Origin of the sequence: Streptomyces sp. NBC_00038, from assembly GCF_026343635.1 — a bacterium.
Lineage (GTDB): Bacteria > Actinomycetota > Actinomycetes > Streptomycetales > Streptomycetaceae > Streptomyces.
Map to the genome: position 1 here is coordinate 699,372 of NZ_JAPELQ010000002.1, position 24,699 is coordinate 724,070.

At 70.4% G+C, this 24,699-nt stretch carries 20 protein-coding genes and 1 pseudogene; 15 read left to right on the top strand and 6 right to left on the bottom strand.

Translation table 11 applies throughout. From position 1 onward, the window contains the following. Positions 1-190: 190 nt before the first annotated feature. Positions 191-1,498 carry an ROK family transcriptional regulator gene (locus tag OG219_RS46255; protein WP_266837515.1) on the bottom strand — a complete coding sequence of 436 codons (1,308 nt, stop codon included), beginning with the start codon at positions 1,496-1,498 and terminating at the stop codon, positions 191-193. Between the two features lie 202 nt (positions 1,499-1,700). On the opposite strand from OG219_RS46255, the gene OG219_RS46260 reads away from it, so the two are divergent. From OG219_RS46260 to OG219_RS46275, 4 genes are read left to right on the top strand one after another with little or no spacing between them, the layout of a single operon-like run. Then, positions 1,701-3,017, top strand: a complete 1,317-nt coding sequence (locus OG219_RS46260) for a sugar ABC transporter substrate-binding protein (RefSeq protein WP_266837517.1) — start codon at positions 1,701-1,703, stop codon at positions 3,015-3,017. A 14-nt stretch (positions 3,018-3,031) separates the two neighbouring features. Continuing rightward, positions 3,032-4,030 carry a carbohydrate ABC transporter permease gene (locus OG219_RS46265; protein ID WP_266837519.1) on the top strand — a complete coding sequence of 333 codons (999 nt, stop codon included), beginning with the start codon at positions 3,032-3,034 and terminating at the stop codon, positions 4,028-4,030. A 25-nt stretch (positions 4,031-4,055) separates the two neighbouring features. Beyond that, positions 4,056-4,895, top strand: coding sequence for a carbohydrate ABC transporter permease (locus tag OG219_RS46270; RefSeq protein WP_266837990.1), 840 nt, complete (start codon positions 4,056-4,058; stop codon positions 4,893-4,895). A 29-nt stretch (positions 4,896-4,924) separates the two neighbouring features. Continuing rightward, positions 4,925-6,283 carry a GH1 family beta-glucosidase gene (locus OG219_RS46275; RefSeq protein ID WP_266837521.1) on the top strand — a complete coding sequence of 453 codons (1,359 nt, stop codon included), beginning with the start codon at positions 4,925-4,927 and terminating at the stop codon, positions 6,281-6,283. A gap of 64 nt (positions 6,284-6,347) precedes the next feature. Here the strand turns inward: OG219_RS46275 and OG219_RS46280 are convergent, their stop codons facing one another. Next, positions 6,348-9,554 carry a cytochrome P450 gene (locus OG219_RS46280; protein WP_266837523.1) on the bottom strand — a complete coding sequence of 1,069 codons (3,207 nt, stop codon included), beginning with the start codon at positions 9,552-9,554 and terminating at the stop codon, positions 6,348-6,350. Between the two features lie 484 nt (positions 9,555-10,038). On the opposite strand from OG219_RS46280, the gene OG219_RS46285 reads away from it, so the two are divergent. Continuing rightward, positions 10,039-11,682 carry a serine/threonine-protein kinase gene (locus tag OG219_RS46285; protein WP_266837525.1) on the top strand — a complete coding sequence of 548 codons (1,644 nt, stop codon included), beginning with the start codon at positions 10,039-10,041 and terminating at the stop codon, positions 11,680-11,682. A gap of 42 nt (positions 11,683-11,724) precedes the next feature. Here OG219_RS46285 and OG219_RS46290 read toward each other — a convergent pair whose 3' ends face one another. Continuing rightward, positions 11,725-12,219: an HIT family protein gene (locus tag OG219_RS46290; protein ID WP_266837527.1), complete on the bottom strand. Its 495-nt coding sequence runs from the start codon at positions 12,217-12,219 to the stop codon at positions 11,725-11,727. A gap of 536 nt (positions 12,220-12,755) precedes the next feature. After that, entirely contained in the window at positions 12,756-13,391 is a 636-nt protein-coding gene (locus OG219_RS46295; RefSeq protein ID WP_266837529.1) for a TetR/AcrR family transcriptional regulator, read from the bottom strand. A gap of 68 nt (positions 13,392-13,459) precedes the next feature. On the opposite strand from OG219_RS46295, the gene OG219_RS46300 reads away from it, so the two are divergent. After that, positions 13,460-14,224, top strand: coding sequence for an SDR family oxidoreductase (locus OG219_RS46300; RefSeq protein WP_266837531.1), 765 nt, complete (start codon positions 13,460-13,462; stop codon positions 14,222-14,224). Between the two features lie 152 nt (positions 14,225-14,376). Further along, positions 14,377-15,036 (top strand): PAS domain-containing protein, encoded by a 660-nt coding sequence (locus OG219_RS46305; protein ID WP_266837992.1) that lies wholly within the window; start codon positions 14,377-14,379, stop codon positions 15,034-15,036. On the opposite strand, the pseudogene OG219_RS46310 reads toward OG219_RS46305, so the two are convergent. Then, positions 14,967-15,191 (bottom strand): annotated as a pseudogene (locus OG219_RS46310) (DUF3626 domain-containing protein); the annotation flags it as partial. The gene OG219_RS46305 and the pseudogene OG219_RS46310 sit on opposite strands and share 70 nt — an antisense overlap. A gap of 159 nt (positions 15,192-15,350) precedes the next feature. Between OG219_RS46310 and OG219_RS46315 the strand changes: the two are divergent. The 5 genes from OG219_RS46315 to OG219_RS46335 all read left to right on the top strand — a co-directional run bounded on the left by OG219_RS46315 (position 15,351) and on the right by OG219_RS46335 (position 20,437). Next, positions 15,351-15,845, top strand: a complete 495-nt coding sequence (locus tag OG219_RS46315; protein WP_266837533.1) for an FBP domain-containing protein — start codon at positions 15,351-15,353, stop codon at positions 15,843-15,845. 127 nt (positions 15,846-15,972) lie between these two features. Further along, positions 15,973-17,913, top strand: a complete 1,941-nt coding sequence (locus OG219_RS46320) for a primary-amine oxidase (protein WP_266837535.1) — start codon at positions 15,973-15,975, stop codon at positions 17,911-17,913. After that, positions 17,906-19,324, top strand: coding sequence for an APC family permease (locus tag OG219_RS46325; protein WP_266837537.1), 1,419 nt, complete (start codon positions 17,906-17,908; stop codon positions 19,322-19,324). Before OG219_RS46320 ends, OG219_RS46325 begins: the two co-directional genes overlap by 8 nt. Next, the gene (locus OG219_RS46330) at positions 19,317-19,781 is read left to right on the top strand and encodes a hypothetical protein (protein WP_266837539.1); all 465 of its coding nucleotides are present in this window, start codon (positions 19,317-19,319) and stop codon (positions 19,779-19,781) included. Before OG219_RS46325 ends, OG219_RS46330 begins: the two co-directional genes overlap by 8 nt. Positions 19,782-19,849: 68 nt before the next feature. Continuing rightward, positions 19,850-20,437: a TetR/AcrR family transcriptional regulator gene (locus OG219_RS46335; protein ID WP_266837541.1), complete on the top strand. Its 588-nt coding sequence runs from the start codon at positions 19,850-19,852 to the stop codon at positions 20,435-20,437. Here OG219_RS46335 and OG219_RS46340 read toward each other — a convergent pair whose 3' ends face one another. Continuing rightward, entirely contained in the window at positions 20,438-21,436 is a 999-nt protein-coding gene (locus OG219_RS46340) for a zinc-binding alcohol dehydrogenase family protein (RefSeq protein ID WP_266837543.1), read from the bottom strand. Positions 21,437-21,567: 131 nt separating this feature from the next. On the opposite strand from OG219_RS46340, the gene OG219_RS46345 reads away from it, so the two are divergent. From OG219_RS46345 to OG219_RS46355, 3 genes are all read left to right on the top strand, one after another. Further along, the gene (locus tag OG219_RS46345; RefSeq protein ID WP_266837545.1) at positions 21,568-22,224 is read left to right on the top strand and encodes an ABATE domain-containing protein; all 657 of its coding nucleotides are present in this window, start codon (positions 21,568-21,570) and stop codon (positions 22,222-22,224) included. 50 nt (positions 22,225-22,274) lie between these two features. Next, on the top strand, positions 22,275-23,543 hold the full coding sequence (locus tag OG219_RS46350) for an aromatic acid exporter family protein (protein ID WP_266837547.1): 1,269 nt from the start codon (positions 22,275-22,277) through the stop codon (positions 23,541-23,543). 86 nt (positions 23,544-23,629) lie between these two features. Continuing rightward, complete coding sequence (locus tag OG219_RS46355) at positions 23,630-24,670, top strand: hypothetical protein (RefSeq protein WP_266837549.1); 1,041 nt, start codon at positions 23,630-23,632, stop codon at positions 24,668-24,670. Positions 24,671-24,699 lie beyond the last annotated feature (29 nt).

Sequence of the window (24,699 nt, forward strand, 5' to 3'; positions counted from 1 at the left end):
TCCTCGGGGTGGACGGTGTCCGAGCGCGGGGCGCCCTTTATGCCCGTGCCCGCCTCGTCCGTGCCCGCCTCGTCCGTGGCGGGCTCGCCCTCGCCGGGCCGTTGCCGACACGGCCCGCACCCACCGGCCGGGCCGTTTCCGGCCCGGCGCGAGTACCTCGGCGGTGTGTGGCGAAACTGTCCGCCGAGGATCAGTGCGGTGCCCGGTCCTCCAGTGCCGTGCGCCAGGCCGGAGAAGGGCCCTCGCCGACCGGTTCGGCCCGTCGGCCGCCTCGCGCGAAGAAGTCGGCGAGGGGCAGGATCGCGGCACCGACGGTGACCGCGTCCGGGCCCAGCTTGCCCAGGTCGATGGAGACGCGCTCGGCCGGGTAGCGCAGGGCGTACGCGGTCGCGTGCCGGCGTACGGCGGGCAGGAAGCGGGAGCCGAGCTGGAGGCCCGCCCAGCCGCCGATGAGAATGCGCTCGGGCTGGAAGAGGTTGATCAGGTCGGACAGGCCGGCGCCCAGGTACTCGGCGGTCTCCTCAAGGACGGCGAGCGCCACGGCGTCGGGCTCGGTGTGCCCGGCACCCTGGGCGTCCTCGGGCGGGTAGGCGGCCGCGAGCATCGCGGTCAGCGCCGTCTCCTCGTCGACGCCCTCGGGCGGGCGTCCGCCCTCCTCGCGCCAGCGTTCCAGGAGCGCCTCCGCTCCCGCGTAGGCCTCCAGGCAGCCGAGGGCGCCGCAACGGCAGCGACGTCCCCTGACCCGTACGGTCAGATGCCCCCATTCGACGGCACGGCCGTACTCCACGTCCTCCGTGACGAGGCACGCGCCGACGCCCGAGCCGAAGAGGACCACGACCGCGTTGCGGGCGCCGCGTCCGGCGCCGAACCACATCTCGGCCTGGCCGAGGGTGCGGGCACCGTTGTCGGCGAAGAACGGGACGGTGTCGGGAAGTTCGCAGGTCTGGCGGAGCAGGGATTCGAGCGGGACGGCGTCCCAGCCGATCGTCTGGCCGTGCACCACCGCGCCGAGCCCCGGGGTACGGGCCACTATGCCGGGGACGCCGATGCCGACGCCGAGGAGCTGTTCCGGGGTGATGTCCGTCTCCGCCAGGACCTCGGCGATGCCGTCGCGGATGTGGCCGACGATGACCTCGACGTCGTAGCCCTGCTGCTCCAACGGGCGTTCGGTGCGGGCGAGTTCGGTGAGTGTGAGGTCGAAGAGCTCGACGCGCACGCGGGTCTCACCGACGTCCACGCCGATCATGTGGCCGCTGGCGGGCGCGACGCGCAGCAGGGTGCGCGGGCGGCCGCCGTCGGAGTCGACGCTGCCGGCCTCCTCGACCAGCCCGTCGGCGACCAGTTCCGCGACCACATTGCTGATGGAACCGGAACTCAGCCCGGTGGCCGGACCCAGTTCGTAGCGGCTCATCGGCCCGTCGAAATACAACCGTTGCAGTACGGCGGTTCGATTGCCCCGCCGCAGGTCACGGACTGTCCGCCCGTTCCGCCCCGTCATGTGGCTCCCCTCCGGTTCGCCCGACTTGAAAGATACAGCTGTGCGATCCCTTGACGCGACTTTCTTCCGAGTCTTAACTCACATCCTAAATTAAGTCGTGAGGGGCGTTCGAGAAGTGAACACTCGCAAGGGACGTACGCGGGGTGCCTGTACATGCCGCGGACGCCGTCATGACTCTCCTTCGGAAAGGGACGCCTGAGCCATGCGCAGAATCCGAGCCGCGGCCGCCGGTGCGGTCACTGTCTCCATGCTGACCGCCGTGACCGCCTGTGGTGGCGGCTCGTCGACGGACGGCGGATCCAACGACTCGCCCAAGACCCTCACCTACTGGGCCTCCAACCAGGGCGCCAGCGTCGAGATCGACAAGAAGGTCCTCCAGCCCGAACTCGACAAGTTCGAGAAGTCCACCGGCATCAAGGTGGAACTGGAGGTCGTGCCCTGGTCGGATCTGCTCAACCGGATCCTCACCGCGACCACCTCTGGCCAGGGACCCGACGTCCTGAACATCGGAAACACCTGGAGCGCCTCCCTGCAGGCCACCGGGGCGCTGCTGCCCTGGGACGCGAAGAACTTCGACAAGATCGGCGGCAAGGACCGCTTCGTCGACTCGGCGCTCGGCTCCACCGGCGCGGCGGGCGAGGACCCGGCCGCGGTGCCGCTGTACTCGATGTCGTACGCGCTCTACTACAACAAGAAGATGTTCGCCGACGCCGGCATCGCGAAGCCGCCGACCACCTGGGACGAGTTCGTCGCCGACGGCAAGAAGCTTTCCAAGGGCGGCAAGTGGGGAACGGCCTTCGAAGGCTCGAACCCCGCGGAGAACATCCACCACGCCGTCGTCTTCGCCAAGCAGAACGGGGGCGACTTCTTCACCGCCGACGGCAAGGCGGACTTCACCAACGACGGCGCGGTCGCGGGGGTCAAGCAGTTCGTCGACCTGATGGCGACGGACAAGATCGTCGCGCCGGGCAACGCCGAGTACGCGCAGAACCAGTCGGTGAGCGACTTCGCCACGGGCAAGACGGGGATGCTGCTGTGGCAGTCCGCGTCCGCCAACCTCGAGTCGCAGGGCATGAGCGCGGACGACTTCGGGATCGCTCCGGTGCCCGTGAAGTCCGGCACCCCGGGGGCCGGCGAGAACGTCAACTCGATGGTCATGGGCATCAACATGTCCGTCTTCAAGAACAGCGACAACCTTGACGGCGCGACCGAGTTCGTGAAGTTCATGACCAGCGACGCCGAGCAGAAGATCCTCAACACGGCGTACAGCTCCATCCCGCCGGTCAAGGCCGCCCAGACGGACGCCGCCTTCAACACCCCGGCGACCGCCGTGCTGAAGGACACGCTCGCCAAGAGCGCCGTGGCGGCTCCGCAGGTCGCCGACGAGTCCCAGTTCGAGACGGCCGTCGGTACGGCGATCAAGAACCTGTTCGCCGACGCCGCGGCCGGAAAGCCGGTGACCACGGAGTCGGTGAAGGCCCAGCTCGAAAAGGCCCAGACGCAGATGCCGACGAAGTGAGCGCGAGCACAAACATGACCACCACGACCGCCTCCCAAGAGGCCGGCGATCGCACGGTGCGCAAGAACTCCCCCGGTGCGGCGCGTGGCCCGCGCCGCCCCGGGCGGATCAAACGCATCGGACTGCCCTACCTGCTGCTTCTGCCCGCCCTGCTTCTCGAACTCCTTGTGCACCTGGTGCCGATGGTGATCGGCATCGTGATGAGCTTCAAGGAGCTCACGCAGTTCTACATCCGCGACTGGGGCACCGCGCCCTGGTCCGGCCTGGACAACTACAAGGTGACGGTGGACTTCGCCGCACCCGTCGGCAAGGCGCTGCTCGACTCGTTCATCGCCACCGTCGGCTTCACCCTGCTGTCGGTCGGCCTGTGCTGGCTGATCGGCACGGCGGCCGCGATCTGCATGCAGGACGCCTTCCGCGGCCGCGGCCTGCTGCGCGCCCTGTTCCTGGTGCCGTACGCGCTGCCCGTCTACGCGGCCGTCATCACCTGGGTGTTCATGTTCCAGCACGACAACGGCCTGGTGAACCACGTCCTGCACGACCAGCTCGGCATCACCGACAAGCCGTCCTTCTGGCTCCTCGGCGACAACGCCTTCTACGCGCTGCTCACCGTGTCCGTGTGGAAGGGCTGGCCGTTCGCCTTCCTCATCGTCATGGCGGGCCTGCAGAACATCCCCAAGGACCTGTACGAGGCGGCCGCTCTCGACGGCGCCGGTGTGTGGCAGCAGATCCGCCGCATCACCCTGCCCTCGCTGCGGCCCGTCAACCAGGTACTGATCCTGGTCCTGTTCCTGTGGACGTTCAACGACTTCAACACGCCGTACGTCCTGTTCGGCAAGACCGCTCCACCGTCCGCGGACCTCATCTCGGTGCACATCTACCAGGCCTCGTTCGTCAACTGGAACTTCGGCTACGGCTCCGCCATGTCGGTCATGCTCCTGCTCTTCCTGCTCGCCGTGACGGGCGTCTACCTCCTGCTGACCTCCCGAGGAAGGAAGACGGCCGATGTCTAGTACCTCCACGAAGCTCCGCTCCCCGATGGCCCAGCCGCGGTCCTTCCTCTGGACCCGGCGGATCTTCCTCACCCTGCTCACCGGCTTCGTCCTGGTGCCCGTCTACGTCATGGTCTCCAGCTCGCTGAAGCCCCTGCAGGACGTCCAGACGAAGTTCCAGTGGGTGCCGAGCAGCCTGACCATCCGCCCGTACATCGACATCTGGACGACGATTCCGCTCGCCAGGTACTTCGTGAACTCGCTGATCGTGGCGGGCGCAGCGACGGCCTGCTCGGTGGTGATCGCGGTCTTCTCGGCATACGCCGTCAGCCGCTACAACTTCCGCGGCAAGCGGGTCTTCACGGTCACCGTGCTGTCCACCCAGATGTTCCCCGGCATCCTCTTCCTGCTGCCGCTGTTCCTTCTCTACGTCAACATCGGCAACGCCACCGGCATCGCCCTGTTCGGCTCGCGCGGCGGGCTGATCCTGACGTATCTCACCTTCTCCCTCCCGTTCTCGATCTGGATGCTGATCGGGTACTTCGACTCGGTGCCGCGCGACCTGGACGAGGCGGCACTGGTGGACGGCTGCGGGCCGCTCGGCGCGCTGTTCCGGGTCGTCGTGCCGGCCGCGATCCCCGGCATCATCGCGGTCGCCGTCTACGCCTTCATGACCGCCTGGGGCGAGGTGCTGTTCGCGTCGGTGATGACCAACGAGGAGACCCGCACACTCGCCGTCGGGCTCCAGGGCTACTCCACGCTCTACAACGTCTACTGGAACCAGATCATGGCCGCGTCGCTCGTCGTCAGCGTCCCCGTTGTCGCCGGCTTCCTGCTCCTCCAGCGCTTTCTGGTCACCGGGCTCACCGCGGGAGCCGTCAAGTGACCAACTCTCCTCCCCCCGAAAGGACTTCCGTGACCATCGACCTTGCCGCCCTCCCCGAGGACTTCCTGTGGGGCACGGCCACGTCGGCCTACCAGATCGAGGGCGCCGTCGCGGAGGACGGCCGCTCCCCCTCCATCTGGGACACCTTCTCGCACACCCCCGGCAAGATCGACAACGGCGACGACGGGGACCTCGCCTGCGATCACTACCACCGCTGGCGCGAGGACATCGGGGTCATGCGCCAACTGGGCACCAACGCCTACCGGTTGTCCATCGCCTGGCCACGCGTGATGCCGGGCGGCGACGGCCCGGTCAACGCCAAGGGTCTCGACTTCTACGACGGGCTGATCGACGCCCTCCTGGAGGCGGGCATCACGCCGTCCGTCACCCTCTACCACTGGGACCTGCCGCAGGTGCTCCAGGACCGGGGCGGCTGGCCCGTCCGCGACACGGCCCACCACTTCGCGTCGTACGCGGCGGTCGTCGCGGACCGCCTCGGTGACCGCGTCAAGCACTGGACCACGCTCAACGAGCCGCTGTGCTCGGCCTGGATCGGCCACCTGGAGGGCCTGATGGCCCCGGGCTGGACGGACCTCACGGCCGCTGTCCGGACGTCGTACCACCTCCTCCTCGGCCACGGCCTCGCCACCCAGGCGATCCGCGCGGCCGTCCCCGGCGCCCAGGTCGGCATCGTCAACAACCTCTCGTACATCGAGGCCGCCACCGACCGCCCCGAGGATGTGGCGGCGGCGCGGCGGCTCGACGGCCACACCAACCGCTGGTGGCTCGACCCGGTGCACGGCCGCGGCTTCCCGGCGGACATGCAGGAGGTCTACGGAGTCGAACTCCCGGAGCAGCCGGGCGACTTGGAGACCATCGCGGCGCCCCTCGACTGGCTGGGCCTCAACTACTACTTCCCGTCCACGGTCGCCGACGACCCCACCGGCCAGGCGCCCCGCGTCCGCACGGTCCGCCGTCTCGGCGTACCGCGCACCGCCATGGACTGGGAGGTCGACGCCGCCGGCATCGAGAACCTGCTGCTCCGCCTGACGAACGACTACGGCGCGCGCAAGATCTACGTCACCGAGAACGGCTCCGCCTATCCCGACATCGTGCGTCCCGACGGGACCGTCGACGACCCCGAGCGCACCGGGTACCTGGAGCAGCACCTCGCGGCCTGCGCCTCGGCGGCCCGCCAGGGCGTTCCGCTCGCCGGCTACTTCGCGTGGTCGCTGCTCGACAACTTCGAGTGGGCGTACGGCTACGACAAGCGCTTCGGGCTCGTGCACGTGGACTACAAGACGCAGCGGCGCACGGTGAAGGGCAGCGGGCACCGGTACGCGGACATCATCCGGGCACACGGGAGGAAGCGGCGGAACGCGGCCTGATTCCCAGCCGGTTCGGCTGCCGGTGGGCCCCCTGTCCCAGGTGGGCCCACCGGTCCGTACGGGCCTATCCGGCCGCGTACACGTCCTCGATGTAACGCCCGGACGCGATCAGGTCGTTCAGCCACCGCTCGGAGTCGCCGTCCGGGGTGCGGTCGGCGTGGAGCGTACGGAAGGCTTCGCGGACGCCGGGGGCCATCCGGGAGCCGTCTCCGCAGACGTGGACACGGGCTCCGGCGTTCAGCAGGTCCCAGATCTCGTCCGCCTCGGCGGCGATCCGGTGTTGTACGAAGGTGACTCCCCCGACGGGGGCCGCGCTGAAGGCCGGGCGCAGGGAGATCGCCCCGGCGGCCTCGGCGGCCCGGAGTTCATCGGCGTGGAGGAAGTCCGCGTCCGGGTCGTCGCAGCCGAAATAGCATATGGCTGGGGCGAGTTGCCCTCCGGCGTCGAGATCGGATCCGCTCGCGAGCCGCGCTCGGCGGTCCCCGATGGCTCCGCGGAAGGGGGCTAGTCCCGTGCCCGCCGCGACCATGATGACCGGAGCGGAGTCGTCGATCCGGAACGCCTCGCGGCAGGGCTGGATACGGGCAAGGACGGTCTCGCCGGGCTTGACCGTGTTCAGGTAGCGGGAGCCCACTCCCCTGTACGTCCCGTTGCCGGAGCGGGCCGGGGCCTCCAGGAGCGAGACCATCAGGTCGACGTGGTCCGGGTCGGTCGCCGGGGACGAGGAGACCGAGTAGTGACGCGGGCGCAGCGGTGTGAACAGGCCTTGGAGCAGGGTCGGCCAGTCGAGCGAGCCGCGCAGGGCCGGGTGCGCCTCGATGACTTCGACCAGGGTTCGCGGGTCGTCCGCGAGCGCCGCAAGTTCCCGGCGCTCGGGTGGGCACGGATTGGCCGCGGCGAGGACGGAGAGCTGGCCGGCTGTCGGACGCTCCTGCAATTCGACGTGGTGTGCCAGGAGTTGACGTACCGTCAGTGGCCGGTCGACCGCGATTCCGTCGCGGCGGGGACGTACCGCCCGGATGTCCAGAACCGTGTCCAGGTCGAGGCCGAGCGCGGTGGCGGTCCGCTCGACGAGGTCCGAGTCGTTGACGGGAAGCACTGTGAGGTGGTCGCCGGTGCGGTAGGTCGTGCCGTCCGGCAGGGCCAGGCGGAGGAAACGCTTGGTCCTCGGGTGGCCGGGCGCGGTGAGGTCGTAGGCCTCGGTGACGGTCAGGGGGACGAGGCCGTGCCGCTCGGCGAGCGCGTCGAGGGGACCTCCGGTCACCGTGCGGACCTCGTACGCGGCCGTCGGCTCCTCGGCGTGGTCCGTGGCGTCGGGGTCGCCGTACCGCTCGAGGAGAGCGGCGCGCAGTCGTGCCGTGAAGGCGCGGACCGTGCCGCCGAGGTCGCCCGAGGCGTCGGCCGCGGTGCGCTCCAGGAACCGCGTGCCGCCCAGTTCGGCGAGGCGCTCGTCGATGCGGGTCGGGAAGTGCTGGTAGGTGGCGGCCCAGTTGCGGTCGCCGACACCCAGGACGGCGTAGGTGAGGTCGTCGGTCCGCTCGGTCCCGTCGAGCCGGGCGGCGAAGGCGGTGGCGTCGTCCGTGGGTTGTCCGTTGTAGGAGGCGGCGGTGATGACGACGGGGCGGTCGGTGGGCACCCCGGCGGCGTAGGCGTCCAGGGGTGCCACTTCCGTCTCGCAGCCGATCGCCATGGCCTCGTCGGCGAGGGAGGCGGCGAACTCACGGCAGGTGCCGTAGTTGCTGCCGTGCAGGAAGAGGGCGCGGGTGCCGGGGCGTACCCGGGAGGGCAGGGCGGCCCGCGCGTCGGCCGGTGCCTCCGACGGGACCTGGACCGCGCCCGGCAGCGGGGCGTGGAGACGGTCGGCGGCCGTGCGCGGCGAGAGCGTGAGCGTGAACCCGTCGGGCTTGAGGGTGAGGGTCTCCTTGACCGTCAGCCGGTAGTCGGCGTGGTCGTGCAGCCGGTAGCGGTGGACGATCATCGCCAGGAGCATGGTCGCCTCGTGGAGCGCGAACTGCCGCCCGATGCAAGCACGTTCACCCGTCCCGAAGGGCTTGAAGGCGTGCGGTGAGCGCGCGGCCTCCGCCTCCGGCGTGAAGCGGGACGGGTCGAACAACTCGGGGTTGTCGCCCCAGACCGGCTGCCTGTGCAGCATCGGCCCGAGCACGGTGACCGTCTCCCCTGCGCGCAGCGGGATCCGGCCGCCGAGCACGGTGTCCTCGCGGGCGTGCCGGCTGAACGCGGCGGCCGTCGGATACAGCCGCAGCGCTTCGTTGAGCACCTGCCGGGTGTAGGTGAGCCGTCCGACCTCGTCGAACGTCGGCTCGGGGTCGGACGCACCGCCCCACAGCGCGTCGACCTCGCGCTGCACGAGCTGGAGTACGACGGGGTGCTTGGCCAGGTAGTACAGCGCGAACGACATCGCGCCGGACGTCGTTTCGTGGCCCGCGATCAGGAAGGTGATCACCTGGTTGCGAATGTTGGCGGTGTCCAGCGTGCTGCCGTCTGCGGGGTGCTCGGCGGTGAGCATGAGCCCGAGGAGGTCGTCGGCCTGGTCCTGTTCCTCGCCGACCCGGGCGGCGATCACGTCGTCGACGACCCGCACGAGATAGTCCGCGTCCGCCCGGAAGGCCGCGTCGGCCGCCGCGTGGTCGCTGCCGGGCGTGCGGGCGAGCCGCGTCATGCTCCACTCCAGGCAGCGGACCATGGCCTCGACGAAGGGATGTGGTTCGTCCCGCTCGAAGGAGCCGAAGTCGTAGCCGAATCCGGCGAGTCCGATGGTGTCGAGCGTCATCCGTGTCATGTCGTCGGGGACGTTGACGGGGTGCCCGTCGCGGGCGCCGCGGTCCCAGGACTCGATCAGCCGACGCGCGACGCGCAGCATCACGGGGTGGTACGTGCGCATAGAGCCCAGCGCGAACGCGGGCATCAGGATGTCGTGCGCCTTGGCCCAGTTGGGCTCGTCGTTGTACGCGGTGAACAGTCCGTCGGCGGCGAACTCACGGACGTTCTCCAGGGCGGGCCCGATCGCCTTCGCGAACCGGTTCTCGTCGGCCAGATCGGTGACCAGGTCCAAGTCGCCCACGAAGAGCGCGTCCCGGCCGTGCAACCGGCGTACGAGCGCGGGTCCGTGCTCGCGCATCAGTCCCATCACCTGCTGGAGCGGGGTGCGGCCGGGGCCGGTGGCGGAGATGTCGATCAGGGGGAGGCCGTGGGGGGTGTCCGAGGCTTGGGGGGTGCCTGCGGTCTGGGGGCGCGGCGCGGTGGGGGGCATGGCGCGACAACTGCCTTTCGCGGTACGGAAGTACTGCGATCCAGCTTGATCGCGGGGCGTCGGCCGCCCGCGCCGTGGCACTACATGATTGTGCAGTCGAAAGTGTCCGACAGGACTTGCGAACCGTCGTGGAGCTGCGGGGCCGCCCGTCAGGGAGCACGATCGAGTCGGCGGTACCGGCCGGGCAACAGGCAACACCGGCGGCGTCCCGGGCGGCCTGCACGGCGGCGACGAGGACGCGGAATCGGCCGCCCGATTCGGCCGCTTCAAGCTGTGCCGCGACGACCAGGGCTCGGCCTTCGGGCTGGATCAGCCGCCGAGCGGCCGGTGAGCCGCATCGCGATCTCGGTCGGGCGGTTTTGGCGGGTCTCCGGCGCCCGCACCCCGACACCGTGAATGACGCCCGTAGCGGAAGCGCCGCCGATACGCTGGAAGGCGGCCATGAACCGGGGGCGGGGCTGGGGGCGGGGGCATGGATCCGCGGATGCAGTTGTCGGTGGGCGGATACGTCTGCGAGCGCGAGCTCGGTCGGGGCGGGCAAGGTGTGGTGTGGCTCGCCCGGGACCGGACGGGGCACCAAGTAGTGGTGAAATTCCTGCTGCCGGGCAAGGAGTACGACGAGGTCGCGCTCGCCCGCGTACGCCGGGAGTTCGGCGCGGCGAGCCGGGTCGGTGAGCTGGCCACCGCACGGGTCCTCGACGCCGATCTGACCGGGCGACACCCGTACATCGTCAGCGAGTTCGTCCCGGGTCCCACGATCCAGCAGCATGTGGCCGACAACGGCCCGCTGTCCTCCGGGCGGCTCCAGTCCCTGGCGCTGGCCGTCGCGCACGCGTTGGCCCAGGTGCACCGGGCGGGTGTCGTACACCGGGACATCAAGCCGTCCAACATCCTGCTCTCCCCGGACGGACCGCGGATCATCGACTTCGGTATCGCCCGCGACGACCGGTTGCCCGAGTCGCCGCTCACCACACCGGGCAGTGTGCTCGGCTCGCCCGCGTACATGTCACCCGAGCAGGTCAAGTCGCTCCGGGTCACCAGCGCCTCCGATGTGTTCTCCCTCGGCAGCACGCTGTACTTCGCCGCCACCGGGCGGCATCCCTTTGACGCAGAGGCCGGTTACGAAGCGTTCGTCGCCGTCTGCGAGCGCGACGCGGATCTCACGGCAGTGCCGGAGCCGGTCCGTTCGGTCCTCGCCGACTGCCTGCACAAGGACCCGGCGGAACGCCCCACCGCTGCCCAGCTCGTCACTCGGCTCGCGGGGGTGGCGGAGGCAACTGCGAGCGCGCAGACGGAGTCGGGTACGCATCCGCAATCGCCGCCGCGCGGGAGCGGGGGCGGCGGCGCCGGCCACGGCATGGGCGCCAAGCAGCTGCGGCTGTGGGGGTTCGCGGCCGGCAGTGCCGCGGCGGCAGTGCTCCTTGCCATCGTGCTCAGCACCAACTCGGGGGGATCACCCACGGACGGCGACCCGCAGGCCAATGGCTCGACCTCCGCGCCGTCCGGGAGATCCACGAACCCCCAACCCCTCTCGTACACCGATGACTTGACCGACTCGGGCGACTGGTCGTACAAGGACCCGGCCCTGGGGAAGGTCACGCACGAGGGCGGGACGATGCTGGTGGATCCCAAAATCCAGCTGGAGGTGTGGCCGCAGGCACCCTTCGAGCCGTCCTCGTTCGCGGTACGGCTGAGCACCCAGACGACCTGGTACGGGGGCGACGGCGGGGTCGGGCTGTGGTGCAACGGCTCGGGGGACTACTGGAAGGGTTCCCGCTGGACGACCTACCTGACCACGGGTCAGGAAGCCCTGATCGTGCGCGAGTTCCGGTACAGGGGAACCTTCCAGCACGACCGGGTCGTCGAGGTCGACCTCGCGGACGTGGGCCTGAAGGTGGAGAGCCAGCAGGAGATCGACATGTCGATGACCTGTTCCTCGGCCGGCGAGGGCCGGATCAAGGTGGAGCTCGCCGTCGACGGCACCCGGGTGGCCTCGTACACCGGCGTCGCCTTCGCCGAGCGGGGCTGCGGTGTGGCCGCCTTCCACTACAACGCGACCGACCCGCAGGGCACGGCTTTCCACGCGGGTTTCGAGCGCTTCACGGCGTCCGAGCCGCTGGCAGGTTGACGACGCGAGCCGCTCGCCCAGGAAACAGCCGGACGCCGCCGGTCATCCCGGCTTGAGCACACCCCGGGCGATGACCGCCTCACGCAGACGCGCGGCCATTGGGGCCGCTTGCTCCGGCGACAGCGTCAGGACCCCGTTCTCGGTCATCAGAGCGTGGAACTGCTGCTCGGCATAGGGAACGCCAACCGGCAGGGCGGCGACGTGCCAGTGCAGATGCGCATTGCCCTGCTGGCTACCGAGCGAGTACAAGTACGTGCGCTCCGGCTCGCAGACGGCCTCGACGGCGAAGGCGATCTCCCGGACGAACAGCATGAGCCGGCTGTAGGCCGCCTCGTCCAGATCGCGCACGACGTGCTCGACGTGCACCTTCGGCGCGACCAGGACCTTGCCCGGCACCGTGGGCCACCTGTCCAGGAACGCCACGTGATCGGCATCCTCGAAAACCGTCGTATGCGGGTATTCCGGGTTCCCGGTCAGGAACGCACAGACAAAGCACGGGCCGATCCGGGTCCGCTCCACGTACACCTCGAGATCCATCGGCTGTCGATCCGTTGACACCTGCGAACCTCTCCGTAGGGGGTGCACCAGTCTGCCGCAGCCCTACGACCCGATCACGGCGAGGCAATGGCCATCGCCTCTTACGTCTCTGACGGACCCGGGCGGTTCCTCTACGCCGTTGCCAGGCTCGTCCTTGGCGACGCAGACACCGGCGCCGGCCTTCCAGTTCTGCCAGTTCTCAGGAAGTCCGCCCAGCGGAAGGAGCGCGTGTGCGACGGATGCGCCCTCCGACGAACCGTTGGAAACCTCCGCGACGAACGTACGGTAGCGCTCTGGTAGTTCGATGCCGTGAGCGGCTTCCCACTCCCGGACGCCTGCCCAGCCAAGGGGAGACCGTCGAACTTCTCCGGGGACAGCATTACTGAGGACGGCGATCGCACTTCTCAGGCGCTGCTGCTCTGAGCTACCTGTCATGTGCGTAGTGAACACCAGGCCGGACGATGAAGGTCAGGAAGCCCGGCCTCAGACTTCGCTGCCGATCGCCACCGACAGAGCCCAGGCTCGGAACGTGGTTCTCACGCGTCGGGGCCCGTGCCAACCATGTCATCGCCGAACGCGGCAGCGAGCGCCTTCGCGATCAGGTCGGGCAGTTCGGTCCGGCCGTCGTCCTCGGCCCAGCGCACCAGTGCCGTGTGCATGGCGGCGAGGCAGGCGCTGGCCGCCGCTTGGGCGTGGAACGCCGTGTCGGGATCGGTGGCATCGCCCTCGATGGCGCCGACGATCGCCTGCTGAAGGGCGTAGTTGTTGTCCAGGTGCCTGGCCCGCAAGGCCGGCGTCGAGATCATGAGCCGGAGGCGGGCAAGCAGGAACCGCTTGTTCGCCGTCAGGTCGTCTCCGTTGCCGCCACTGGTCAGCGTCGTGGCCGCGTCGATGAGCGCGCCGCTGATGCGGCGGACCAATGGCTGCGCGGTGGACGACGCGGCGATCCGCTCGGCGACGAGCGGACCGTTCTGGTCGACGAGCACGAGGTCTTCCTTCGTGGGGAAGTGCCGGTACACGGTCATGGGCGACACGCCCGCCGCTTCGGCGACGTCGGTCACGGTCGTGGCGTCGTATCCGCGCTCGGTGAACAGCCGCACCGCGTGCGCCTGAATCACGCGCTGCGTCTCGGATCGCCGTAGTGCTCGCAGTGTTGAGGGCTGGTCGGGCATGTGATAGACCCTACCGGAGTGGTAGTCACTACCAGATAGGTAGTCGCTAACAACTCGGGGTGGTGGACATGAGTGATCTGACCGGCAGGACGGCTCTCGTGACTGGAGCGTCGCGCGGCATCGGACAGGCGATCGCGGCCCGGCTGGCGGCGAAGGGGGCCATGGTCATCGTGCACTTCGGCACGGACGAGAAGGGTGCGAAGGCGACGGTCGACGAGATCGAACGTACCGGCGGTACCGCGCTCGCCGTCGGGGCGGAGCTGGGTGTGAACGACGATGTCGAGACACTCTTCGCGGGAGTCGAGGCCGGCCTGGCCGGGCGGCCGCTCGACATCCTCGTGAACAACGCGGCGGCTGCGCCGGCCGGCCCGCTCGGGGCCACGACGCGGGAGGAGTTCGACCACCTCTTCGCGGTGAACGTGCGGGCGCCGTACTTCATCATCCAGCGGGCGTTGCCACTGTTCCGCGACGGTGGCCGCATCATCACGATCTCGTCCGTGGCGACCCGGATGGCCAACCCCGCCCAGACGTCCTTCGCCATGACGAAGGGCGCGGTCGAGACGATGAGCATGACCTTGGCCAACGAGCTCGGGGTCCGGGGGATCACGGTGAACGCGGTTGCTCCCGGCGCCACCCGGACGGCGACCAACGGATCGTCCTTCGAAGCGCCGGGCCTGGCCGAATTCATCGCCGGATCGACGGCGCTCGACCGGCTGGGCGGGCCCGACGACATCGCCGACGTGGTCGCGTTCCTCGCCTCCGACGCGGCGCGCTGGATCACCGGCCAGGTCATCGACGCCAGTGGTGGCCTGTTCCTCGGTCCACGCGCCTGATCACCTCAAAGGGCCAGGCCACCCCGATCACCGTCAATACCACCGGGCACGTGGACAATGCCGAAAGCGCCGATCGACTGATCCCTCCTGGGAACGACCGACGGCAGGCCGGCCTGAGCCGATGCCGGTGAGGACGAGAGGTGGGACAAGAGGTGGACCTGACGCGGGCGGACGCCGTGGTGTGGCGCAACCGGGCCCTGCTGCTGTTCGACCGGATTCCGATGCCGGTCGCGGTGTGCGACGTGTACGGGGCGATCGTCCTGGCGAATCCGGCGATGGCGACGGAGTGGGGCGAGGCGCCCGGCAGGCTGCGGGGCCGGAACGTGCTGGACCTGTTCCGCCCGCAGGAGGCGACGCAGGTCGAGCGGATCGCGCAGGCGCTGCGGCTGCGGCACCGCTCCCGGTACCCGGTCTCGGTGCGCTGGGACGCGGCCGACGGCGTACGGCGCCACGGCGAGTTGACCGCTGACCCCGTCAGCGACAGCGCCGAGACATCCACGGCTCTGCTGGTCACGCTCCGGGTGCTCGGCGAATGCCCCGATCCCGACCCCGGACGCACCGAGCCGTCCGCCCCGCCCGCCGGCGCCACCGAGGCGCGCATTCTGGCGCTGCTCGCCGGGGGCGCGACCACGGCCCGGGCCGCGCGGGAGACGGGCCTGACCGCGGACGGCGTCAACTACCATCTGCGGCGCCTGTCCGAGCGCTGGGGCGCGGCCACCCGTACGGAACTGGTCGCCCGCGCCTACGCGCTGGGCGTACTGACTCCCGGGGTGTGGCCGCCCACGGCCGTACCCGCCGCGCCCGCCCCCTGAGGCGCACCGAAGCGTGCGAGGCATCGCCACACCTTCTTGAGGTCCTGCGCTTGGTGCCCGCCCGTGCGCGCGGCGTCCCCGATGATCCGTGGGTCGAGGTACCCGAACTCGGCGATCCGGACACCGAGTTCGACGAACTCCGGGCCGCGGAAGTCGTCGAGGGCGTCCCGGCCTGCGACGTGACGCACCGCCCGCCCCTGCGGTGTGCGGCCGTTCCGGAAATGCATTGGAATCTGTCCGGTGGGTCTATGTAGCTTAGCCAACAACCTAGTACCCCTAGGTTTCGTCTCGCCCGACCCCCAGGAGCACCCCCCATGAGATCACTCACCGAGCAGGACATCCGCAACTCATTCATCAACTGCTCCAAGGGCGAAGCCAAGCGCCTCCCGACACCTCGCGATCTCGCCGAACGCCCCTGGGACGACCTGGACTTCCTGGGCTGGCGGGATCCCGGAGCACCCGATCGCAGCTATCTGGTCACCGAGCGGTCCGGCGACGTCGTCGGCGTGACCCTGCGCTTCCCCTCCGCCCGGCGCGGGTTCCTGCACCGCAGCATGTGCTCACTGTGCTTGACGACCCACCCGGGCAACGGTGTCTCGCTGATGACGGCCCGCAAGACGGGGGCGGCCGGCCGCGAGGGCAATTCGGTCGGCATCTACATGTGCGCCGACCTCGCCTGCTCCCTGTACGTACGCGGCAAGAAGTCCCTCGAGTCCGGCAGCCGCTTCGAGGAGAGCCTCACGGTGGAGCAGCAGATCGCGCGGACGGTGGGCAACCTGTCGGCGTTCCTGGAGAGGCTCCGCGTCTGACACCGCCCTCGGGCGGACTTGTTAACGGCCGGGAAACCGGCGCACGGGTCCACGGGAAACATGAGTGCCGCATTTTTTCCTCTACGTACGTAGAAGAAAAACGTCGCGCCCTCACCCTGGAGATTCCATGAGCGCTCCGTCCCATCCGCTCGACCCGCTCACCCCCGCGGAGATCTCCGCCGCGCGCGAGATCCTCCTCGCGGCGGGCCTCGTGGCGGACACCACACGGTTCGCCTATCTCGGCCTCGACGAACCGTCCAAGCAGGAACTGCCCGGCCCTGCGCCGGACGCCTGGGCCGACCGCCGCGTGCGGGTCCTGCTGCAGGACACGGCCGGGGCAGCCGCCCATGACGTGGTCGTGTCGCTCTCCCGCGCGTCGGTGGACAGCGACCGCGTCCTGGACCCGGTCACCGATGGGCAACTCCCGGTCCTGGACGAGGAGTTCGGACTGGTCGAGGAGATCCTCGCCGGGGACGAGCGGTGGCTCGCCGCGCTCAAGGCCCGGGACCTGGACGTGGCCCGGGTGCGGGTCGCTCCGCTGTCCGCAGGGGTGTACGCGGAGGAGTACCCGCAGGAGTCCGGGCGCCGCATCCTGCGCGGGCTCGCCTTCGTCCAGGAACACGCCAAGGACCACGCCTGGGCCCACCCGGTAGACGGCCTCGTCGCCTACGTGGACGTCATCGGCCGCACCGTCGACCAGGTCATCGACCTCGGCCCTGTCGCCGTCCCCGCCGAATCCGGCAACTTCGACGACCCCGCCGTCACCGGGCCCTTCCGCACCACCCAGAAGCCCCTGGAGATCACCCAGCCCGAAGGCCCCAGCTTCACCCTGGACGGCAGTCTGCTGCGCTGGGAGAACTGGTCGCTGCGCATCGGCTTCGACGCCCGCGAGGGCCTGACCCTCCATCAGATCGCCTTCACCGACCGGGACAAGGGGCAGGAGCGCCCCCTCATCCACCGCGCGTCGATCGCCGAGATGGTCGTCCCGTACGCCGACCCCTCCCCCGTACGGTCCTGGCAGAACTACTTCGACACCGGCGAGTACTTGATCGGCCGCTACGCCAACTCCCTTGAACTGGGCTGCGACTGCCTCGGCGACATCACGTACGTGGACGCCGTCATCGCCGACGAGTCGGGTGCCCCGCAGACCCTCACCAACGCGATCTGCCTGCACGAGGAGGACTACGGCATCCTCTGGAAGCACACCGACCTGTGGGCAGGCTCCGCCGAGACGCGTCGCCAGCGCCGCATGGTGCTCTCGTTCTTCACCACCGTCGGCAACTACGACTACGGCTTCTACTGGTACCTCTACCTCGACGGCACCATCGAGTTCGAGGCCAAGGCCACCGGCGTCGTCTTCACCTCCGCCCACCCCGGCGGCGACCACCCCTACGCCACCGAGATCGCGCCGGGCCTCGGAGCGCCGTACCACCAGCACCTGTTCTGCGCGCGCCTTGACATGACGCTCGACGGGACCGCTAACCGCGTCGAGGAAGTGGACGCCGCCCGCGTGCCGATCGGCCCGGACAACCCGCGCGGCAACGCTTTCACCACCCGCCGCACCCCGCTGACCAGGGAGAGCGAGGCGCAGCGCACCGCGGACGCGTCCGTGGACCGGGTCTGGCACATCTCCAACCCCGACTCGCTCAACCGCCTTGGCCATCCGGTCGGTTACGCCCTGTTCCCCGAGGGCAAACCCGCCCTCCTCGCCGACCCGGCGTCCTCCATCGCCGCGCGCGCCGCCTTCGCGACCAAACACCTGTGGGTCACCCGATACGACCCCGCCGAGCGCTACCCGGCCGGTGACTTCGTCAACCAGCACCCGGGCGGCGCCGGGCTGCCCGCCTACACGGCCGCCGACCGTGACATCGACGGCCAGGACATCGTCGTCTGGCACACCTTCGGCCTCACCCACGCCCCGCGCCCGGAGGACTGGCCGATCATGCCGGTCGACTACACCGGGTTCAAGCTCAAGCCGGTCGGCTTCTTCGACCGCAACCCCACGCTCGACGTGCCGCCCAACGCCTCTGCCCACACCGCCTGTTCCACGGGAAGCTGCCATGACTGAGCAGACACGGCCGGCGCCCGCCGACGCCGCCGACATCGCTCCCCCGTCCGGTCTGCGCGGTTCGGTCGGGGTCGCCGGGATCGTCTTCCTCGTGGTCGCCGCGGCGGCCCCGCTCACCGCTATCGGCGGCGCGCTGCCGGTGATGTTCGCCATCGGCAACGGCCCCGGCGTGCCCGCCGCCTATCTGGTCGTCGCGGTCGTCCTGCTGCTGTTCAGTATCGGCTACGCGGCCATGAGCAGGCACGTCGTGGACACGGGGGCCTTCTACGCGTACGTCACCTCGGGCCTCGGCCGGATCACCGGTTCGGGCGCCGCGAGCCTGGCCCTGCTGACGTACACCGCGATCCAGGCCGGCATCTACGGGCTGGCCGGCGCCACCCTGAGCAGCCTGGTCACCGGCTACGGCGGGCCCGATGTGTCCTGGTGGCTCTGGAGCGGGCTGCTCCTGCTGCTCGTCGCGCTGCTCGGCTACCGCAACATCGACGTCGGCACGAAGGTGCTGGCGGTGCTGCTCGTCCTCGAAGTCGGCATCGTCGCCGTGGTCGTGGTGGCGATCCTGGCCCAGGGCGGCGCGGACGGCATCGACGTCACCTCCTTCACCCCGAGCGCCTTCACCTCGGGCTCCCCCGGCATCGGCGTGATGTTCGCCGTGGCCTCCTTCGTCGGCTTCGAGGCGACCGCCATCTACGGCGAGGAGGCCCGCGACCCGAAGCGCAGCGTGCCGCGCGCCACCTATCTCGCGGTCACCCTGATCGGCGTCTTCTACGCCCTCGCCAGTTGGGCGTTCGTGCTGGCCGTCGGCAGCGACAAGGTGCAGGAGGCGGCGGGCAAGGACCCGGCGGGGCTCGTCTTCGCGGTCGCGGACCAGTACGTCGGCGGTGCGGCCTCCGACCTGATGCAAATCCTGCTGGTGACCAGCCTGTTCGCGGCGCTGCTGGCCTTCCACAACGCCATCGCCCGCTATCTGCTCTCGCTGGGGCGGCAGAACAGCGCGCCCGCCGTGCTCGGACGCGTCCACGAACGGCACGGGTCGCCGCATGTGGGCTCGCTGGCACAGAGCGCCTCCGCCGTGGTGCTGGTCGCGGCCTTCGCCGTGGCCGGGGCCGACCCGGTTCTCGAGCTGTTCACGTGGATGAGCGGACTGGCCACACTCGGGGTGCTGGTCCTGATGATCCTGGTGGGCGTCGCCGTTGCGGCCTACTTCGCCCGTACCGGGGTCGACCGCCGGCTGTGGCACACCCGGGTCGCGCCGGTGCTCGGCACTGTCGGCCTGCTCGCCGTGCTGTGGCTGGTGCTGGACAACTTCACCACTCTGATCGGCGGTTCGGCCTGGCTGGCCCACGCCTTCGAGGCGCTGGTCGTGCTCGCCTTCGCGGCGGGCGCGGTGTCCGCGGTGCGCCGTCGTGCGTGAACTCCTGTGGGTGACCGGTCTGGCAGGCGCGGTGCTGTGCCTGGCCGGTCACCTGCCCGGCCCGGTACGGCGGTGGGGACCGCACGCGGTCGCGGCGGCCGCCATGACGGCGGCGGTCCCGGGTGCGGGTTCCCGGGAGCTGCTGCTCGCGTCGGCCGCCACCGCCGCGGCCTGCGCGTGGAACGCCCTCACCGGGTGCGCGAGGCGAAGCGCCGACCTCGCCGTGATGACCGTACTGACTGCGGCGATGGCGCCTTCCCACCTGCATGCCTCAGGTCCTTGGCTGCCCGTGTTCTTCCTGGCGTGCTGGGCCGTGGCCAGATCCGGAACCGCGCTGTTCAGACAGGTCTGGCTCAACTCCCCTGTGTCGCAAGGTCATTCGAGCACCCGGACCGTGCTGCTCGGCGAAACCGGCGGTCTGATGATGATCGCGGGTATGGCCGGGATGTTCGGCTGACTTCGGGCTTTGGCTAAGGTCGGTCTCGGCGGAGCACCAGCCCGTAGCGGCCGAGAACGAGGACAGGCATGCCGAAGATCGTCGACCATCAGGAGCGGCGTCGGCAGATCGTCGAAGCGGTGTGGGCCCTGATCGCGCGCCGTGGACTGGATGCCGTCACCATGCGGGACCTGGCCGCCGAGGCCGGGTACTCCAACGGCGCGCTCGCCCCCTACTTCCGCAACAAGGACGAGATCCTCCAGGCCGCGTTCACCTTCGCGTTCGAGAGCACCAACACCCGGGCCGAGGACGCCATCGCGGGCGCGAGCGGCCTGACGGCACTGCGCGGGCTCTGCCTGGAGATCATGCCGCTGGACGAGGTACGGGTCATGGAGGCCCGAGTGGTCATCGCCTTCTGGGACCGCGCGGTCCACGACGAGCGCATGACCGCCGTGCACGAGCACGCCATGGACCTGTGGCGCGAGCAGATGTACACCTACCTGCGGCAGGCTCGCGCGGCCGGCGAAGTCACCACCACGAACCCCGACGAACGCGTCGTCGACACCCTGCTCGCCGCCCTCATGGGTTTCCAGATCAACGCGCTGCTCGCACCGCACACCACCGGCGCCCAGCGCCAGGAAGCGGTCCTCGAAGGGCTCCTCGACTCGCTCCGGTGATCAGCTCTCCACCACCGCGAGCACGATCTTGCCCCGGTTGTCGCGCTGTTCCAGCCGCTCGTGCGCGGCGCGCGCCCGCTCCAGCGGGAACACGGTCTCCACGGGTACGCGGTACGTGCCCGCCGCGACCCGCTCGGCCAGCTCCCGCAGATCCGCGCGAGGGTCGTAGCCGTGGATCTGCAGGTTGGTGAGCTGGAAGCCGAGGACGGACGCGTTCTTCGGGTAGAAGTCGCGGGTGTCGACGGTGCTCGGCTCAAGCGCGACGTTGGCGAGGGCGACGACCCGCCCGCCGTGTCCGACCTCGCGCAGGCTCCGCCCGAAGGCACGGCCGCCGACGGTGTCCAGGACGACGTTCGCGCCCCGTCCGCCGGTCAGCCGCAGCACCTCGTCGACCTCCGCGTCATCGGGGTGCGCCGAGGTGTCGACGGTGGAACCGGCGCCGAACCCGGCCGCCCAGGCGGTCTTCTCCGGTGAACCGGCGATCGCGATGACGTGCGCGCCCGCCTCGGCCGCGATCTGTACGGCCGCGCTGCCGACCCCGCTCGCGGCGGCCTTCACCACCACGGTGTCGTCCTTGGTGACCCGGGCCAGCCGGCGCAGGCAGTACCAGGCGGAGAGCCAGGCGACGGGCAGGGTGGCGGCCTCCGTCAGCTCCACACCGTCCGGGAGAACGGTCACCCGCTCGGCGGGCACGACGGCCAACTCGGCGTAGAAGCCCGGCGAGTCCACGCCGTCCAGAGCCATGACCCGCTGACCGACGCCGATTCCGGTCACACCCTCCCCCACCGCGGCGACGGTTCCGGCCGCCTCCACGCCCGGGATCAGCGGTGGGCGCCCCGCCCGGTGGTAGACCCCGGCGCGGACGAGGGCGTCCACCCGGTTCACGCCCGCCGCGACGACCCGCACCAGTACCTGTCCGGGCCCGGCGACCGGGTCGGGCACCTCCACCGGCACCAGCACCTCGGGCCCGCCGAACTCGTCGATCCGCACCGCACGCATCCCAGTACCTGCTCTCTCGGGAGGACACACCGGAGCACCGCGGCGGCCTCGGGGCCGGCGCAGCGACACCGGTTGAACTGGTGTCACCTTGCGACACCCCATGAACCGGTGTCAAGCGATAGGCTCGGGCCATGCCCCGCGTACCTGCTCCCCCGCCGCCGGACACCACCGACCGCCCGCCGCACACCACCGACCCGGCGCCGGCGTTCCCCTTCATCGGCGGACGCCCCTGCCTGAACTTCGTGGCCACGCTCGGCAAACGGCACGGCGACACCCCCCTCGAACGGCTCCCCGACCCCTCCGCACTCGCCCGCTGGATCAGCGAGGCATGCCTGCACGCGGGGGACGACGACGAGCCGGTGCACGTCACCGCCGACGACCTCTCCCACGCCCGCGCCCTGCGCGAGGCCCTCTACCGGCTCGTACGCGCCTCGATGGACGGTCGGGCTCCGGACCCGGCCGATGTCGCACGGGTCAACGAGGCGGCCGCCCTCCCGGATCTCGCCCCTCAGCTCGCCGAGCCGCACGGCGGCTCCTTGCCGCCCCTGTACTGGAAGGCCGACCGCCCCGGACCCGCGGCCCTCGCGACCGTGGCCCGGGATGGCGTGCTGCTGGCCGGCGGACCCCTTCTGGCCAGAGTCAAGAAGTGCGAGAACCCCGACTGCTCCCTGCTGTTCCTGGACGACTCCCAGGCCCGCCGCCGCCGCTGGTGCTCCATGGACCGCTGTGGCAATCTCGCGAAGGTGGCCGGTTACCGGTCCCGCAGCAGGGCGGCCTCCACCCGCTGAAGATTCACCCCGTACGTTCGATGCACCTATGGAACGGGAAAGGCCCAAGGGTGCAAGAGGAACGCAGGGAGGACCGTGGTGAGTGGGCGACGTCCGTCGCCCAGCTCGTGAAGCGCCGACGAGAACCCGTCGTCGTCCAGGCGCTGCGGTCGGCGGCGGCCGCGACGATCGCGTACGTCATCGCCCTGCACCTCAGCCCCGAGCCCGCACCGCTCACCGCGCCCCTGACGGCCCTCCTCGTCGTGCAGGTCACCCTGTACTCCACGATCACCACCGGCATCCGGCGCGTGAACTCCGTGGTCGCCGGCGTCGTCATCGCCATCATTTTCAGCAGCCTGGTGGGCCTGACCTGGTGGAGCCTGGCCCTGCTGATCATCACCTCGCTGGCTGTGGGACACCTCGTACGGGTCAGCGAGTTCGTGCCCGAGGTCGCGATCAGCGCCATGCTGATCCTCGGGGTCACCAGGGTGGGCGACACGGCGTGGGCCCGGGTGCTGGAGACGCTGATCGGGGCGGTCGTGGGACTCGCCTGCAACCTCGTACTGGCGCCTCCGGTGTGGGTGGGCGTCGCCGGTGAGTCCATCGAGGATCTGGCGCGCCGGATGCGGCAGTTGATGCTGCGGATCGGCGAGGAGGCCGCGGGCCGCACCCCCGCCTCGCTGGCAGCGGAGCGGCTGCACGAGGCGCGCCGCCTCGACCACGACATCGTCGAGGTGGACGCGGCGCTGCGGCAGGCCGAGGACAGCCTGAAGCTCAATCCGCGCGTGCGCGAGGGGCTGCTGCACCGGGTCGTGCTGCGCACCGGCCTCGACACGCTGGAAATCTGCATGGTCGTCCTGCGCGTGCTCGCGCGCAGCCTGACCGATCTCGCCAAGGAGCGCGAGCCCGAGCCACTGTTCGAGCCGCAGGCGGGGGCCGCCCTTGAGCAGGTGCTGTCCGAGGTCGCCGACGCGATCGTCAGTTTCGCCGTCCTGGTGACCACGGATGTGAGCCACAGCGCGGAATCGGCGGAGGAACGGCTCGCCGCGGAGCTCAGCACCGCGGCCGTCACCCGGGACAAACTGGCACAGCTGTTCCTCGAAGGGGTCCAGCGCGATGCCCGTCAGTGGCAGCTGCACGGTGCGGTGCTGACCGAGGTCAACCGCATCATCGACGAGCTCGACACGGAGAACCGCTCCCGGCGGCTCCTGGAGGAGCTGGACCGCGGCACCCGCGAGCAGCGCGAACGCTGGCCGCGCCTCACGCGCCTGCGCTCATACCTGCGCATGCCGCGGGTGCCGCGCCGGAACCGGCGCCCCTCCTCCCGTCGTTCTACGTGACGAAGCTGCCCGAAGAAGAGCCGGACGAGAACGCTTCACCGGCATGCTGCACGAGGACGCTTCACAACGACGAGGGGAGCGGGCGGATGACCGACAGCACCGTGCGGATCGACGGGAACACGCTGCGACTTCCGGGCGAGGTGCGGGTGCGGTTCATCCGGACCCTGCGCCTGCCCGAGACGGGCACGCACGCGCTGCCTCCGGGGCTCGGCGAGTTCCCGGTACGCCGTGTCGAGGACTACGCGGACACGGTGCCCGCCGAATGGCGGGCGCGCGGCGGTGTGATGCTGCCGGTGTATCTGCGCGAGGCGATGTGGCTGAGTTTCGGGGGCACGGTGGAACCGGCCGCCCTGCAGGTCGGCGTGGGCAAGGTGTGCGCGGTCTCGGGCAAGCCGTGGAGTTCACGGCTCAGCCGTCACCCGCAGAACTACGTGGTGCTGCCGCGCCAGCCATGGCTCGACGGCATCAACTCCGGCAAGGGGACGGTCCGCCAGTTCGTGGCGGTGCCTCTCGGCCTGGGCGCCACCGTCGAGGGCCAGGTCACCGGCGAGGAGGTGTGGGGCGGCGTACAGCTGCAGTCGTTCCCGCTGCGCGACGAGGAGCTGGGCGCCTGGCGCGAGGCGGAGCGCCGCAGGGCCGCGGATCGCAGGGAGATGTCCGTCGGGGGCTATGGCGGCGCGTTCCCGATGGCCGCACAGGCCGCGCCGGCCCCCGCCGGTGCGCCCGGCGGTCGCGCGAGGAGAGCCCCGGCGATGGGGCTCGGCGTCGGCGGCTCGATGCGCCAGGAGGTCTACCGGGACGACCGGCCGATCAATGCCTGGGCCAAGGAGCCCGCCGGGCGCGTGTTCGTGCACCTGGTGACGCCTCCGGAGTGGCGCCGCATCACCGGTGAGGCGCCCCCGCCGTCCCCCGTGGACCGCGCGGCCTACACCAAGGCGGGTCTCCCGTGGTTCGACTACTACGACCAGGACGCCACGGACCTCGCCCCCACCGACACGCTGGGTTCGGTGCAGCCGGTCGGCGACTGGCTCGGCGACGACCACGAGCCCTGGCAGCAGCCCTCGCCCCACCAGGTGAAGCCGCTCGGTGACGCGCCGGGCAAGCCGGTCGAGGACGGTGACTGGTAACCGACGAAAGGTCGTTGCACCCTCCGCAA

Bases quoted from the DNA above. Each gene is read 5' to 3' on its own strand.
- OG219_RS46255 (WP_266837515.1), bottom strand. From the start codon at position 1,498: ATGACGGGGCGGAACGGGCGGACAGTCCGTGACCTGCGGCGGGGCAAT.
- OG219_RS46260 (WP_266837517.1), top strand. From the start codon at position 1,701: ATGCGCAGAATCCGAGCCGCGGCCGCCGGTGCGGTCACTGTCTCCATG.
- OG219_RS46265 (WP_266837519.1), top strand. From the start codon at position 3,032: ATGACCACCACGACCGCCTCCCAAGAGGCCGGCGATCGCACGGTGCGC.
- OG219_RS46270 (WP_266837990.1), top strand. From the start codon at position 4,056: ATGGCCCAGCCGCGGTCCTTCCTCTGGACCCGGCGGATCTTCCTCACC.
- OG219_RS46280 (WP_266837523.1), bottom strand. From the start codon at position 9,554: ATGCCCCCCACCGCGCCGCGCCCCCAGACCGCAGGCACCCCCCAAGCC.
- OG219_RS46285 (WP_266837525.1), top strand. From the start codon at position 10,039: ATGCAGTTGTCGGTGGGCGGATACGTCTGCGAGCGCGAGCTCGGTCGG.
- OG219_RS46290 (WP_266837527.1), bottom strand. From the start codon at position 12,219: ATGGATCTCGAGGTGTACGTGGAGCGGACCCGGATCGGCCCGTGCTTT.
- OG219_RS46295 (WP_266837529.1), bottom strand. From the start codon at position 13,391: ATGCCCGACCAGCCCTCAACACTGCGAGCACTACGGCGATCCGAGACG.
- OG219_RS46300 (WP_266837531.1), top strand. From the start codon at position 13,460: ATGAGTGATCTGACCGGCAGGACGGCTCTCGTGACTGGAGCGTCGCGC.
- OG219_RS46315 (WP_266837533.1), top strand. From the start codon at position 15,351: ATGAGATCACTCACCGAGCAGGACATCCGCAACTCATTCATCAACTGC.
- OG219_RS46320 (WP_266837535.1), top strand. From the start codon at position 15,973: ATGAGCGCTCCGTCCCATCCGCTCGACCCGCTCACCCCCGCGGAGATC.
- OG219_RS46325 (WP_266837537.1), top strand. From the start codon at position 17,906: ATGACTGAGCAGACACGGCCGGCGCCCGCCGACGCCGCCGACATCGCT.
- OG219_RS46335 (WP_266837541.1), top strand. From the start codon at position 19,850: ATGCCGAAGATCGTCGACCATCAGGAGCGGCGTCGGCAGATCGTCGAA.
- OG219_RS46340 (WP_266837543.1), bottom strand. From the start codon at position 21,436: ATGCGTGCGGTGCGGATCGACGAGTTCGGCGGGCCCGAGGTGCTGGTG.
- OG219_RS46345 (WP_266837545.1), top strand. From the start codon at position 21,568: ATGCCCCGCGTACCTGCTCCCCCGCCGCCGGACACCACCGACCGCCCG.
- OG219_RS46355 (WP_266837549.1), top strand. From the start codon at position 23,630: ATGACCGACAGCACCGTGCGGATCGACGGGAACACGCTGCGACTTCCG.